The 13,485-nt window shown below is 69.8% G+C and carries 11 protein-coding genes and 1 riboswitch; of the genes, 3 read left to right on the forward strand and 8 right to left on the reverse strand.

Translation table 11 applies throughout. The features are described 5' to 3' along the window. Window positions 1-83 precede the first annotated feature (83 nt). The gene (locus KIP79_RS34720) at window positions 84-374 is read left to right on the forward strand and encodes a hypothetical protein (protein ID WP_214109202.1); all 291 of its coding nucleotides are present in this window, start codon (window positions 84-86) and stop codon (window positions 372-374) included. 126 nt (window positions 375-500) lie between these two features. Here KIP79_RS34720 and KIP79_RS34725 read toward each other — a convergent pair whose 3' ends face one another. The 7 genes from KIP79_RS34725 to KIP79_RS34755 all read right to left on the reverse strand — a co-directional run bounded on the left by KIP79_RS34725 (window position 501) and on the right by KIP79_RS34755 (window position 6,757). Continuing rightward, window positions 501-1,076 (reverse strand): RICIN domain-containing protein, encoded by a 576-nt coding sequence (locus tag KIP79_RS34725; protein ID WP_214109203.1) that lies wholly within the window; start codon window positions 1,074-1,076, stop codon window positions 501-503. Between the two features lie 194 nt (window positions 1,077-1,270). Then, on the reverse strand, window positions 1,271-2,278 hold the full coding sequence (locus KIP79_RS34730; RefSeq protein ID WP_214109204.1) for an FKBP-type peptidyl-prolyl cis-trans isomerase: 1,008 nt from the start codon (window positions 2,276-2,278) through the stop codon (window positions 1,271-1,273). Window positions 2,279-2,353: 75 nt separating this feature from the next. Next, entirely contained in the window at window positions 2,354-3,712 is a 1,359-nt protein-coding gene (pafA, locus tag KIP79_RS34735) for a Pup--protein ligase (protein WP_214109205.1), read from the reverse strand. 77 nt (window positions 3,713-3,789) lie between these two features. Further along, on the reverse strand, window positions 3,790-4,455 hold the full coding sequence (locus KIP79_RS34740; protein ID WP_214109206.1) for a hypothetical protein: 666 nt from the start codon (window positions 4,453-4,455) through the stop codon (window positions 3,790-3,792). Window positions 4,456-4,538: 83 nt separating this feature from the next. Further along, complete coding sequence (prcA, locus tag KIP79_RS34745) at window positions 4,539-5,360, reverse strand: proteasome subunit alpha (RefSeq protein WP_214109219.1); 822 nt, start codon at window positions 5,358-5,360, stop codon at window positions 4,539-4,541. A 22-nt stretch (window positions 5,361-5,382) separates the two neighbouring features. Beyond that, window positions 5,383-6,198 (reverse strand): proteasome subunit beta, encoded by an 816-nt coding sequence (gene prcB, locus KIP79_RS34750; protein ID WP_214109220.1) that lies wholly within the window; start codon window positions 6,196-6,198, stop codon window positions 5,383-5,385. A 349-nt stretch (window positions 6,199-6,547) separates the two neighbouring features. Beyond that, window positions 6,548-6,757 (reverse strand): ubiquitin-like protein Pup, encoded by a 210-nt coding sequence (locus tag KIP79_RS34755; RefSeq protein ID WP_214109207.1) that lies wholly within the window; start codon window positions 6,755-6,757, stop codon window positions 6,548-6,550. A gap of 209 nt (window positions 6,758-6,966) precedes the next feature. Here KIP79_RS34755 and KIP79_RS34760 point away from each other — a divergent pair, with 209 nt between their 5' ends. Both KIP79_RS34760 and KIP79_RS34765 read left to right on the forward strand, forming a co-directional pair. Then, a complete protein-coding gene (locus tag KIP79_RS34760; protein ID WP_214109208.1) occupies window positions 6,967-7,383 on the forward strand; it encodes a hypothetical protein in 417 nt (138 codons plus the stop codon). Between the two features lie 121 nt (window positions 7,384-7,504). After that, complete coding sequence (locus tag KIP79_RS34765; protein WP_214109209.1) at window positions 7,505-8,404, forward strand: serine/threonine-protein kinase; 900 nt, start codon at window positions 7,505-7,507, stop codon at window positions 8,402-8,404. Window positions 8,405-8,698: 294 nt separating this feature from the next. Here the strand turns inward: KIP79_RS34765 and KIP79_RS34770 are convergent, their stop codons facing one another. Further along, window positions 8,699-12,919 carry a cobaltochelatase subunit CobN gene (locus KIP79_RS34770; protein ID WP_214109210.1) on the reverse strand — a complete coding sequence of 1,407 codons (4,221 nt, stop codon included), beginning with the start codon at window positions 12,917-12,919 and terminating at the stop codon, window positions 8,699-8,701. Window positions 12,920-12,951: 32 nt separating this feature from the next. Further along, a riboswitch (cobalamin riboswitch) is annotated at window positions 12,952-13,114 on the reverse strand. Window positions 13,115-13,485: the final 371 nt, after the last annotated feature.

Consider the following 13,485-nt stretch of genomic DNA (forward strand, 5'->3'; position numbering starts at 1 on the left):
ACATGCAGGATCCTCGCCGCCGTCCCCGCATGCCCAGGGCGCGGGCGGCGTCAGGCGGGACCGCGACCGTATACTCGTCGCCCGTGACGGACCCCTGCCCCTGCGGGCACGACGCCTGGGCCGTACCCGCCGATCAGCGCGAGGCGCTGGCCCTGGCCGGGCACCAGAACGCCATCGGGCATCTGCTCGCCGTCGTCGCGCGGGACAACGCGCGGTGGCTGGGGGTGCTGCGCTGCACCCGGTGCGGCCGGCTGTGGGCGGAGGACAGCATGAGCTCCGGCCATGCCGACATGTTCTTCATCTACCCGATCACGGCAACCGACCCAGACGCCTGGCTGGCCGCCGCTCGTTCCCTCAACCTGCCAAGCCGCTAGTGGATCTCAGCTGAGCCATGGCAGCAGACAGACGATGGCCCCTCCCGGTCGTTTCCGGGCGGGGCCGCCTCTTACGGGGCCGACCACCGGGTGGCGCGCACCCGGCCCGGCCGCTGGGTCACCTCATCAGTAGATGTTCCAGCGCTGGTTCCAGTTCCCGCTGCAGCGCCAGACCTGGAGCAGTGCGCCGTTGCTGTAGTTGACGTCCGTGACGTCGAGGCAGACACGGTCGGGACCCAGCCCGGTCACAGCGAGGTTGATGAGCTGAACCCAGTTGTTCCCCGTCTCGACCGGCATCGCCAGCCAGCGCTGATTCCAGCCGCTACTGCACTCCCACTGCTGCACGCGGACGCCGCTCCCGTGCGGCACATCGGTCGCCATGTCGAGGCACAGCTGGGAGAGCTCGTTCTTGATCTGGTAGTAGGTATAGCCCTGGAGGCTGCCTTTCGCGGTGACCAACCACCGCTGGTTCCGGTATTCACCGGTGGTGCGCTTCTGCCACAGCTGAGCCCTGCCTCCGTTGTTCATGGACAGGTCCCTCATGTCGAGCACCATCGGGACGCTGGCCGGTGTCCCACCAGATGGCGGGTACACGCTGATGTAAATGCCGTTCGCGGCACTCGCCGGCGTCTGGACGGTGAACACGGTCGCCAACATGACCAGGCCCGCGGCCGCGGCCCTGAAGACCTTCCTGATACGCATGGAGCTCCTTTTCCTTGGCCCTGTTCGGCTCTGTTCGCCGGTGACGGCAAGAGCTTTGGGCAGGCCGGTATAGGAGCGGTATAGGCACTGGTCACGGGCCTGCGGGCAGGCGAACAGGACTCAGGTGGCGAGTGTTCCCCGCGGAAACCATGGCCGGGGAATCCGCGGTTGGGCGGATTCCCCGGGGAAGGGCGTCAGACGGCGCCCAGCACGTCCACCACGAAGACGAGGGTGTCGGTGCCCTTGATGCCGCCCTGGGCGTTGCCCTCCTTGCCGTAGCCGAGCTCCGGCGGGATGGTGATGACGACGCGGCTGCCGACCGGCACCCCGGTGAGGCCCTGGGACCAGCCCTTGACCACCTGGTTGAGCGCGAACTGGGTGGCCTCGCCGCGCTTCCAGCTGGAGTCGAACTCGGTGTCGGTGCCCCAGATCTTGCCGGTGTAGTGCACCATGACCGTCTGGTCGGCCTTCACCTTGGGGCCTTCGCCCTGGATGACGGTCTTGACGACCAGGTCGGACGGAGGCTTGGCGACGGTCTTGGTGGTCAGCTGCGGGGCCTCCGTGCCGCCCGGGTTGACCAGCTTGACGCCTTCGATGCCCGGGTCCTTGGCGGTGCCCACGACGGCCTTGGCCGTGGCCGAGATCACGTCCACGACCAGCACCTGGGAGGAGACGTTGAAGTCGGTGCCCTGCTGCTTGGCGTTCTCGATCATGGTCGGGTCCAGGCTGTCCTTGGCGATGACCACCAGGACCCGCCCGCCCGGCTTGATGCCCACCAAGCCGTCGTGGAGCGCCTTCGGCAGCTGCTGGTTGACCGGGACGAACTCCCCACTGCCCGCGTCGTACGCCGAGCCGCCGGTCTTGTTCTCCTTGCCGTCCCAGGTGAAGACGGTCACCTTGGCCACCAGGGTGTCGCCCTCCTTGGCCGCCTCGCCCTCACCCGGGGCGATCACCCGGGCCGAGGAGGTGAGCGCCGGGCCGCCGGACGGGAAGGTGACCGTCGGCTTGGCGTTGGTGGCGCCGTCCACCTTGATGTCCTTGGCGTCGGCGGCCGGGCCGGCCGGCGCGGCCGCCGCGGACTCGGCGGGGCTGCCGGAAGCCGCGGACGGGGTCGCCCCGGTGGCGGTCTTCTGGGCGGTGCCGCAGGCGGCGGCGAGCAATATCGGCAGAGCGGCGGCTGCTAGGGCCGTGCGGCGGCGCATGTGGGTTCCTCATCGGGAAAGACAGCGGGTCCGCGACACACTACCCGAACCCGCTGTCAGGACGAGATAAGGAGATCACATTCCGGCGATCAACTTGTCCACCCGCTCGTCCACACTCCGGAACGGATCCTTGCAAAGCACCGTGCGCTGGGCCTGATCGTTGAGCTTGAGATGCACCCAGTCCACGGTGAAATCACGCCTTTTCTCCTGGGCGCGCCGGATGAACTCCCCGCGCAGCCGGGCCCGCGTGGTCTGCGGCGGAACCGACTTGGCCTCGAAGATCTTGATGTCGGAGGCGATGCGCTCCACCGCGCCGCGCTTCTGCAGCAGGTAGAACAGCCCCCGGCGGCGGTGCACGTCGTGGTAGGCCAGATCCAGCTGGGCCACCCTGGGCGAGGAGAGCGGCAGGTCGTACTTCTTTCTGTAACGTTCAATCAGCTGGTACTTGGTGACCCAGTCGATCTCCCGGGAGACCAGGTCCAGATCCCCGGTCTCCACCGCGCGCAGCGTGCGCTCCCAGAGCTCCAGGACGCGCTTGCTGGTCGGATCGCCGCCCCGCCGATCCACGAAGTCCTTGGCCTTGCCCAGGTACTCCTGCTGGATCTCCAGCGAGGAGGCCTCCCTGCCGTTGGCCAGCCGGACCCGGCGACGGCCGGTCATGTCGTGGGAGACCTCGCGGATGGCCCGGATCGGGTTCTCCAGCGACAGGTCGCGCATCACCACGCCCGCCTCGATCATGCGCAGCACCAGGTCGGTGGCGCCGACCTTGAGCAGCATGGTGGTCTCGCTCATGTTGGAGTCACCGACGATCACGTGCAGCCGCCGGAAGCGCTCGGCGTCGGCGTGCGGCTCGTCCCGGGTGTTGATGATCGGACGGCTCCGGGTGGTGGCCGAGGAGACCCCCTCCCAGATGTGCTCGGCCCGCTGGGAGACGCAGTAGACCGCGCCGCGCGGGGTCTGCAGCACCTTGCCGGCACCGCAGATGATCTGCCGGGTGACCAGGTAGGGGATGAGCACGTCGGCCAGGCGGCCGAACTCGCCGTGCCGCCCGACCAGGTAGTTCTCGTGGCAGCCGTAGGAGTTGCCGGCCGAGTCGGTGTTGTTCTTGAACAGGTAGATGTCCCCCGCGATGCCCTCCTCGCGGAGCCGTTTCTCGGCATCCACCAGCAGGCCCTCCAGGATGCGCTCCCCCGCCTTGTCGTGGGTGACCAGCTCCACGACGTTGTCACACTCGGGGGTCGCGTACTCGGGATGGCTGCCCACATCCAGGTAGAGGCGGGCGCCGTTACGGAGGAAGACGTTGCTCGATCGGCCCCAGGACACCACTCGCCGGAACAGGTACCGCGCCACCTCGTCCGGTGACAGCCTGCGCTGCCCGCGGAACGTGCAGGTGACGCCGTACTCGTTCTCCAGCCCGAAGATGCGACGATCCATCACCTCACCCTATGCCCCGAAACGGGCAAGGGCATAGGGATCATGATGCGGATTGTGGCCGCGCCCTCGCGGAGAGGTCAGCTGTAGATCTCAACGACCTTCACGATCTGCCCGTTCCGCACGGTGATCATGGCGGTTGGGCCGCCTCCGCGGGCGTGCTGGGCGAGCCGGGCACGGGTGCAGCGCTCGGTGCCGAGGGCGTCGTCGTTGATGGTCTGGTCGTTGCCGGTGCAGCCGGTGGCGCTCAGGTAGACCACGTCGGGGGCGAGCCGGGCCGCGTAGGCGGTGACGTCCCCCTCCTGGGGGCCGACGAACTTGCCGCCCTGCCACCGTACGGGGACGTACTCGGCGGTGTCGGCGTCCTGCATGGTACGGAACCGGCCGCGCAGCACGCCGTCGGTGCTGGGGCTGATGCCCTTGGTGAAGTCGTGTCCGGGGTCGAACTGGAACTTGGTGCCCCGGATCTTCGGCTGCTTGGGGCCGATCACGTCGCGCTGGTCGTACTCGTCGGTGGGCTCGGTGATCTGGTTGCCGGGCGACGGGAGCGGGGACTCCGTGGCGGTCGGGGACGCGACCGGGGCGGCGGTGGAGACCGAGGGGGACGGCGAGGGCTCGGCCGACGGGGACGCGGGCGCCGTGACGGTGACCGTGACGGCGGGGGACGCCGTCTGGCCCTCCCCCGTACAGGCGGCGAGCGAAAGGACGGCGACGGCCAGCGCGGCCTGCCGGATATAAGTCGTCATATGCGGATGAGACTAGCGAAATCCGCTTTTAGTTGTGTCCAGAAATGCGGGGTGGCCGCCGGTTCCGGCGGCCACCCGTGAGCTCAGGCTTCCGAGCCGTCGTCGATGTCGCCCTCGGGGGCGGTCGGTGGGCCGGTCTCGGGGGCCGGTGGCTTCTCTTCGCCCGCAGGGGCCTCGGGAGCCGCGGGGGGCTCTTCCGGGGCCGGCGGGGCGGCGGGGGGTTCCGGCGCGGCCAGCAGGCGCTCCAGCCGGGGCCCGGCGAGCCGCAGGAACTTGCGGTGCTCCCGGGTCCGGTCCAGCACGGCGACCTCCAGCTGCGCCACCGGCGGGCGCTCCCCGCCCGGCTCGGTGAGCGCGGCCAGCGCGGCGTCCAGCGCCTGTGCCAGCGGCAGCCCGACCTTGAATCGTTCCTTGAGCCGCCCGGCCACCGCGTCGGACTGGCCGCCGATGACGGCCATGCCCTGCTCGTCGAAGACCGAGCCGTCGAAGGTGAGGCGGAAGATCTGGTCCTCGTCGGGGGACTCCCCGACCTCGGCGACGACGATCTCCACCTCCAGCGACTTGATCGAGTCGGTGAAGATCATGCCGAGCTGCTGAGCGTACAGGTTGGCCAGGCCGCGGCCGGTCACGTCGTTGCGGTTGTAGGTGTAGCCGTTGATGTCGGCGTACCTGATCCCGGCGAGGCGGAGGGACTCGAACTCGTTGTAGCGGCCGACCGCGGCGAAGCCGATGCGGTCGTAGATCTCGCTGATCTTGTGCAGGGCCCTGGACGGGTTCGGCGCCACGAACAGGATGCCGTCGGCGTACTGCATCACGACCACACTGCGGCCGCGGGCGATGCCCTTCCGCGCGTACTCCGCCCGGTCGCGCATGACCTGCTCGGGCGGTGCGTATCCGAAAGGTATGGACACCTCTGGGAGTTCCTTTCTAGCGCAGCGGGGCGGTGGGGCCGTCGGGGTCGCTCATCCGGCCCTGAAGCAGGGTGTTCACGTAGCCCTCGACCTCCTCGTCGGAGAGGCGGCGGAACCCGTCCGCGGTGATCACCGTGACCACCGGCCAGATCCTCCTGGTCACGTCGGGGCCGCCGGTGGCCGAGTCGTCGTCGGCGGCGTCGTACAGCGCCTGGAGGCTGATCAACACGGCGTCCTCCGGGGAGGCGTCGGCCCGGTAGAGCTTCTTCAGCGAGCCCTTGGCGAAGATCGAGCCGGACCCGATGGTGTGGTACTCACGCTGCTCGTACGGCCCGCCGCCGACGTCGTAGCCGAAGATGCGGCCGGCGTCGCGGCCAGGGTCGTAGGCCGCGAAGAGCGGGACCACCACCAGGCCCTGCATGGCCATGGGCAGGTTGCCGCGGATCATGGCGGCCAGCCGGTTGGCCTTGCCCTCGGTGGAGAGCGAGCGGCCCTCCAGCTTCTCGTAGTGCTCCAGCTCGACCCGGTAGAGGCGGGCCATCTCGATGCCGGTGCTGGCCGTGCCCGCGATGCCGAGGCAGGAGTAGTCGTCGGCGCGGAAGATCTTCTCGATGTCCCGCTGGGAGATCATGTTGCCGGACGTGGCCCGCCGGTCGCCGGCCATCACCACGCCGCCCGCGCAGGTCAGCGCCACGATCGTGGTGGCGTGCGGGATCTGGTCGCCGACCGGCGCGGCGAGGCTCTCCGGGCGGGAAGGCAGCAGATCCGGTGCGTGCGCGCCCAGGAACGCGGTGAAGGACGAGGAACCCGTATTCGTGAAGAGGTTGTTCATCCAGTTCCTACTGGCCGGCGCCTCATGCTGAGATGCCACGCGACTCCCTCCAAGCTGTCGTCTGTCTAGGCCGACCCTACTCACCTCGGCGCAATGCTTGCACTCTTCCCGATCAGCTGAGGGCGAACCGCATTCCAAGATCCGTTGTCGGTGCCGTACACCGTATCCCGTGGGCGTCCCGGTCGCCTAAAGCAGGCCGCGGCGCCCCATCGCAGTTCGGCACTGCAACGGAACGCCGCGGTATCAGGCAGAGAATCCCCCGGATCAAACCGGTGGGTGGCGGTGGCCGTATCGGTCAATGTCGATCAAGGTCGATCAAGGTCGATGGGCCACCGCCGACGACAACCCCTTACTCGCCGCCCTTCTGCACGTAGCTTCGGACGAACTCCTCGGCGTTCTCTTCGAGCACCTCGTCGATCTCGTCCAGGATCGCGTCGACGTCGTCGGTCAGTTTCTCGTGCCGTTCCTGAACGTCAGTGGTGTCCTGCGCCTCGACTTCTTGCGTCTCACTCTCGGTGCGGCCGGTCTGCTTCTGACCGCCGGTGTCCTTGCTAGCCATCGGTGATACCTCCGCTCGGGGGACGTCTCTGGTTCATATCTTCCCCGAACCGACCGACAACTCGCCTGAATCGTCGTGTGATCTTTGGCTCGGCGGACCCGATTTGGACAGACAACCGGCTGTACAGCGGAAACGCAACCCCCATTGACTAGATAGCCAGACTATCCAACAATTGGATAGCATAACTTTCCAATCGAACGGATGACACAATGTCCCCCCTCGTCTCCCCCGCCACACTCACCACCGCGGGCATCCTGCTGATCACCGTCTCCGCCGTGGCCGTCGGCGGATTCTCACTGCTGGGGCACATCCTCGGCCGCATCCCCGGCTACCTGGACAACCCGGTCCGGCGCGGCCTCTGGCGGGCCGGGCACGCGCACGCCGGGGTGCTGGTGCTCTTCTCCCTGGTCGCCCTGATCTACCTCGACCAGGCCACCCTGGCCGACGGCTGGAAGAGCCTCGCCCGGGTCCTGATCGTGGCCGCGCCCATCCTGATGCCGCTCGGATTCTTCTTGTCGGTCGTACGGCCGACAGACACCAAGCCCAGCAAATTGATATGGCTTACCGTGCTCGGCGGCGTTTCCCTGGGGGCCGGGACGATGATCCTCGGTATCGGTCTGCTGTAGATCGGATCGTTATCTCCCGTACGGGGAGTGACACCGCCATCGTGCACCGTCACAGAGCACAATATGAGGGCGGAAGGGCCAGGGCTCGGCACGGCAGTCGGCACGGAGCAGACGGGTGGCTATGGGAACGGATCGCGCACGACTGCTCAGAGAGCGGTACCGGCTGGCCACACCGGTTCGCCGGGACGGCACGGGGATCATGTGGCAGGCTCATGACCTGCGACTGACCCGGGACGTGGCGATCAAGGAAGTCCGGCCCCGGTACCGCATGGACATGCCCGATCTGGAGGTCACCCGGCGGCGGGCGCTGAAGGAGGCCCGCTCGGCCGCGCGGCTGAGCCACCCCGGCATCATCACCGTGCACGACCTCTTCGAGGAGAAGGGGCGGCTCTGGATCGTCACGGAGTTCCTGGAGGGGCTGACCCTCAAGGAGACGATCGGGCACATCGGCCCGCTCCCCGTGCGCTGGTGCGCCTGGCTGGGGTTCCAGCTTCTGGCGAGCGTACAGCACGCGCACTTCAGCGGGGTGCTGCACGGTGACATCCAGCCGGAGAACGTGCTGCTCACCGGTGACCGGGTGGTGCTGACCGACTTCGGCATCGCGAGCATGGAGGACGACGGCACCACCACGACCCTGCCGATCACCCGCTCGGCCGCGTACCTGGCCCCCGAGCGGATGCGCGGCGGGCCCGCCACCCCGGCGGCCGATCTGTGGTCGCTGGGGGCCACCCTCTACACGGCGGTGGAAGGGCGCCCGCCGTTCCCCGGCGACGGGGCCATGTCGATGCTGGGCATGGCGCTGAGCCGGGAGCCCGATCCGCCGGCCAACGCCAAGACGCTCTGGCCGGTGATCGAGGGGCTGCTCCGGCGGGAGGCGGCGCATCGGCTCACCGGGGAGGCGGTGTCGCTGCTGCTGGCCGATCTGTTGCGGCGGGAGGGCATCTCGGCGAGCACCCCGGGGCGCCGGCCACAGACCCTGCCGTCCAGCCACAACCTGCCGCCGGGCGCCTTTACGTTGTAGATTCCTTTAGGCGCTAGCCCGGGCTTGGGTTGACCTCCAATGCCCAGCTCCAGTTGTCGATGTTGTAGTCGTTGTAGCTCTGCTCATTGAGCGAGGGACCGGTGGCCGCGCGCGCTCGACTCGGTCCACGCCGCCACCGACGCCTTCGTGACCCAGGCCGTGGCCGACATGGTCGAGGACGGCTTCGACCTCGACCAACTGCGGGTGAAGCGGTACGCGGACCTGAAGTACCCCGGCTTGGGTTGACCTCCAGGCTTAGGTTGACCCCTGCGGCTTAGGTGTCCGGCCCCAAGCTTAGGTGTCGGCTTCCAGGTCGCCCTCGACCTTCAAGTAAATCGCCTGGAGGGCTTGGAGGATCTCGGGGTCCGGGTGCTCCCACATGCCGCGTCCGGCCGCCTCCAGCAGGCGTTCGGTGATGCCGTGCAGGGCCCACGGGTTGCTCTCGGTGAGGAAACGCCGGTTCTCCTCGTCCAGGACGTAGGTGGCGGCGAGCTTGTCGTACATCCAGTCGGCCACCACGCCGGTGGTGGCGTCGTAGCCGAACAGGTAGTCCACGGTGGCGGCCAGCTCGAAGGCGCCCTTGTAGCCGTGCCGCCGCATGGCCGCCAGCCAGCGGGGGTTGACCACCCGGGCGCGGAAGATCCTGCTGGTCTCCTCCGACAGGGTGCGGGTGCGGACGGCGTCCGGGCGGGTGCTGTCCCCCACGTACGCGGCCGGAGACCGGCCGGTCAGGGCGCGGACGGTGGCGATCATGCCGCCGTGGTACTGGAAGTAGTCGTCGGAGTCGGCGATGTCGTGCTCGCGTGTGTCGACGTTCTTGGCGGCGACGGCGATGCGCCGGTAGGCGGCCTCCATGTCGGGGCGGGCCGGGACGCCGTCGATGCCCCGGCCGTAGGCGTAGCCGCCCCAGACCGCGTACACCTCGGCCAGGTCGGCGTCGTCGCGCCAGTTGCGGCTGTCGATCAGCGGGAGCAGGCCCGCGCCGTACGCGCCGGGGGCGGAGCCGAAGATCCTTAAGGTGGCCCGGTCGCCCCGTTCGGCGTCGGCTCTGACGTGCTCGTGCACGTGGTTGCCCGGCTCGTCGAGGTCGGCGACCATGCGGACCGCGTCGTCGAGCATGGCCACTACGTGGGGGAAGGCGTCCCGGAAGAATCCGCTGATACGCACGGTGACGTCGACCCGGGGGCGGCCCAGTTCGTCGGCCGGGATGATCTCCAGGTCGGTGACGCGGCGGGAGGCCTCGTCCCAGACCGGGCGCACGCCGAGCAGGGCCAGCACCTCGGCGATGTCGTCGCCCGCCGTGCGCATGGCGCTGGTGCCCCAGATGGACAGACCGACCGAGCGCGGCCACTCCCCCGTGTCGGCCCGGTACCGCTCGATCAGGGACTCGGCCATCGCCTGCCCTGTCTCCCAGGCGAGCCGGCTGGGCACCGCCTTGGGGTCCACCGAGTAGAAGTTCCGCCCGGTCGGCAGCACATTGACCAGGCCGCGCAACGGGGAGCCACTGGGACCGGCGGGGACGTAGCCACCGTCCAGCGCATGCAGCACGGCATCGATCTCCTCGGTGGTCCGAGCCAGCCGCGGCACGATCTCCTCAGCCGCAAACCGCAACACTCCAGCCACCGCCGCTGCCCGCTCCCCCGCCTTCCGACCCTCCGCCTTCCGACCTTCCGTCGCCCGCTCCGCCGCCTGCCGCTCTTCCGCCGGCCGCTCCGCCGCCTCCCGCTCTTCCACCGGCCGCCCCGCCGCCTCCCGACCTTCCGTCAGCCGCCCCGCCGCCTCCCGATCCGCCTCCCGACCCTCCGCCTCCCGCTCTTCCGCCTCCCGCTCTTCCGCCTCCCGACCCTCCGCCTCCCGACCTTCCGTCAGCCGCCCCGCCGCCTCCCGATCCGCCTCCCGACCCTCCGCCTCCCGACCTTCCATCGGCCGCTCTGCCGCCACACGCTCCGGCGCCACGCACTCGCCCGTGGCCGCCACACGCTTGCCCGTTTCACCAAGGTGTTCGCCGATCACGTCGGGGATGGCGGCGGGGTCCCACGCGCGGTCCTCCATGGCGGTGACCAGGGCGCGGGCCAGCGCCTCGGTGTCGTCCACCTGGGCTCGGCCGTCCTGGCCGGTCTCGGTCAGGCCGAGCGCCTCGCGCAGGCCGGGGGTGGCCTGGGAGCCCGCCCACATCTGGCGGGCACGGAGGATGGCCAGGACCAGGTCGATCCGGGCCTGGCCCTCGGGGGCGCTCCCGAGCACGTGCAGGCCGTCACGGATCTGCACGTCCTTGACCTCGCAGAGCCAGCCGTCCACGTGCAGCAGGAAGTCGTCGAACTCGGCGTCGTGCGGCCGGTCGTCCAGGCCGAGGTCGTGGTCGAGGCGGGCGGCCTGGATGAGGGTCCAGATCTGGGCCCGGATGGCGGGCAGCTTGGCCGGGTCCATGGCGGCGATGGAGGCGTGCTCGTCCAGCAGTTGCTCCAGCCGGGCCAGGTCGCCGTAGCTGTCGGCGCGGGCCATCGGCGGCACGAGGTGGTCCACCAGAGTGGCGTGGGCGCGGCGTTTGGCCTGGGTACCCTCGCCAGGGTCGTTGACCAGGAACGGGTAGATGAGCGGCAGGTCGCCGAGAGCGGCGTCGGGTCCGCAGGAGGCCGACAGACCGGCCGACTTGCCGGGCAGCCACTCCAGGTTGCCATGCTTGCCGACGTGCACGATGGCGTGCGCGCCGAAGCCGTCGGCCAGCCAGCGGTAGGCGGCCAGGTAGTGGTGGCTGGGCGGCAGGCCGGGGTCGTGGTAGATCGCGATCGGGTTCTCGCCGAAGCCGCGCGGCGGCTGGACCATGACCACGACGTTCCCGGAGCGCAGCGCGGCCAGCACGATCGCGCCGTCCTGCACGTAGAGCTCGCCGGGTGGCGGGCCCCAGTGCTGTTCGACCTGCTCGCGGAGGTCGGGCGGAAGGGTTCCGTACCAGGCGGCGTACGCGTCGGCGGGAACGCGGACCGGGTTGCCGGACAGTTGCTCCTCGGTGAGCCAGTCCGGGTCCTGTCCCCCCGCCGCGATGAGAGCGTGGATGAGGGCGTCGCCGCTGTGGCGGGGCAGGTCGTCGCCGATCCGGTAGCCGCGCTCGGCCATCGCCTCCAGCAGCCGGACCACGCTGGCCGGGGTGTCCAGGCCGACCGCGTTGCCGATCCGGGAGTGCTTGGTGGGGTACGCCGACAGCATGATGGCGATCCGGCGGTCGGCCGGGGGGATGTGGCGGAGCAGGCCGTGCCGCACCGCGACCCCGGCGACCCTGGCCGCGCGTTCGGGGTCGGCGACGTAGACGGTGAGGCCGTCCGGGTCGATCTCCTTGAAGGAGAAGGGCACGGTGATGAGCCGCCCGTCGAACTCCGGAATGGCGACCTGAGTGGCAGCGTCCAGCGGCGAGAGGCCGTCGTCGGCCGCGGCCCAGGTGGCGCGATCCCCCGTGAGGCAGAGCCCCTGAATGATCGGAATATCCAGCGCCGCCAGCGCCCCCACGTCCCACGCCTCGTCATCCCCCCCGGCGGACGCGGTGGCCGGCCGCGTCCCCCCGGCGGCCAGCACCGTGACCACCAGCGCGTCCAGACGTCCCAGAGTCTCCAGCAGCCCCGGCTCGGCACTCCGCAGCGAAGCACAGTAAACCGGGACGGGCCGTCCCCCCGCGTCCTCGATGGCGACACAGAGCGCCTCAACGAACGCCGTGTTCCCCGCGACATGGTGAGCACGGTAGTAGAGCACACCGACAATCGGCCACGGCTCACCACCGGACCCAACGCCGTCCCCATCCTCCGACCTGGCGTCCGCCGTCCGCTCGGCGTCCTCCCCCGGCCCGACGCCTTCACCCAGCCCGGCGTTTCTCCCCAGCCCGGCGCCTTCACCCGACCTGGCGCTCTCCCCCGGCCCGGCGCCTTCACCCAGCCCGGCGTACTCCCCCGGCCCGGCGCCTTCACCCAGCCCGGCGTTTCTCCCCAGCCCGGCGCTTTCCCCCGACCTGGCGCTCTCTCTCGGCCTAGCGCCTGCCACGGGCCGGGTGCCCTCTGCCGATCCGGCGCCCTCCCCGGAGGCGGTGCCCTGCTCCCTGACCCCGGGGCGGGCCAGGAGTCCCCAGGTGGGCAGGGCGGCGGGTGGGTCGAAACCGTGGCCGGTGAGGAGGACGGTGTCGGAGAGGAAGCGGTGCAGTTCTGCGAGGTTGCTAGGGCCGCCGTGGGCCAGGTAGGCGTGAGCCTGGGCGCAGACGCCGCCCGGGACGGTGGAGAGCTCCATCAGCTCGGCGTCCGGAGCCCGCTCGCCGCCGAGTACGACCACGGGGACCGGCCCGGCAAGTAACGAGTCCAGACCCTCCTCCCAGGCGCGGCGTCCCCCCAGCAGGCGGACCACGATCACTTCCGCCCCGGACACCAGCGCGGGCAGGTCACTCGGCCCGATCCTGGCAGGGTTGCCGAGGCGGTACCCCGCGCCACTGGCCCGGGCGCTGAGCAGGTCGGTGTCGGACGTGGACAGCAGCACGATCACGCGAAAGCCCTCCCTCGGGGTCCGCGCCCCGGGTCGTCGGAGTCACGACGGCCCGAGTGTCCTGGCTCCCGGATCGGCGCTCCCCCCGGCCTTCCCTGTGACAGTGGCCATGGTGGGGGTCGCTCCCCGGTGACAGTGGCGGGACCGCGCCGGATTCACACCGGCTTCCTCGATGCCGTCGCCACGATGAGCGTACGTCAGCGCCTCCGAAACAACACCCCCAGACCCCCGCAAATCTCCCACCAACCCCCTGGGGCGGCGAACAACCCGACAAGGGCCTACGATCCTGGACGTGGTCATTGCCGGACATAACGCAAGTTCGACACGAACAACGCATCCGTCCTCGGCCCCCCTGAGCGCCGTCAACGTTCACCCGTCGAATCCGGGCCCAACCAAAGGCCAAACAAGGTCCGCCCACCTAGCGGAACTGGGTCCGACCCCAGGTCAAACAGGGCGGGGTGAGCAGGAGTTCCACGGCAATCAATTTCCCGCAGGAGACGGTAGCCAGCCGTCCCGGCGGAAGCCGGGGCCGACCGCAGGTCAAACAGGGTGGGATCGGAAGGGCA

Source organism: Acrocarpospora catenulata (assembly GCF_018476525.1).
Taxonomy (GTDB): domain Bacteria; phylum Actinomycetota; class Actinomycetes; order Streptosporangiales; family Streptosporangiaceae; genus Acrocarpospora; species Acrocarpospora catenulata.

Coding starts and splice junctions, on each gene's coding strand:
- pafA (WP_214109205.1), bottom strand. CDS start 3,712: ATGGATCGTCGCATCTTCGGGCTGGAGAACGAGTACGGCGTCACCTGC.
- prcB (WP_214109220.1), bottom strand. CDS start 6,198: ATGAACAACCTCTTCACGAATACGGGTTCCTCGTCCTTCACCGCGTTC.
- KIP79_RS34760 (WP_214109208.1), top strand. CDS start 6,967: ATGTCCCCCCTCGTCTCCCCCGCCACACTCACCACCGCGGGCATCCTG.
- KIP79_RS34730 (WP_214109204.1), bottom strand. CDS start 2,278: ATGCGCCGCCGCACGGCCCTAGCAGCCGCCGCTCTGCCGATATTGCTC.
- KIP79_RS34725 (WP_214109203.1), bottom strand. CDS start 1,076: ATGCGTATCAGGAAGGTCTTCAGGGCCGCGGCCGCGGGCCTGGTCATG.
- KIP79_RS34755 (WP_214109207.1), bottom strand. CDS start 6,757: ATGGCTAGCAAGGACACCGGCGGTCAGAAGCAGACCGGCCGCACCGAG.
- KIP79_RS34740 (WP_214109206.1), bottom strand. CDS start 4,455: ATGACGACTTATATCCGGCAGGCCGCGCTGGCCGTCGCCGTCCTTTCG.
- KIP79_RS34765 (WP_214109209.1), top strand. CDS start 7,505: ATGGGAACGGATCGCGCACGACTGCTCAGAGAGCGGTACCGGCTGGCC.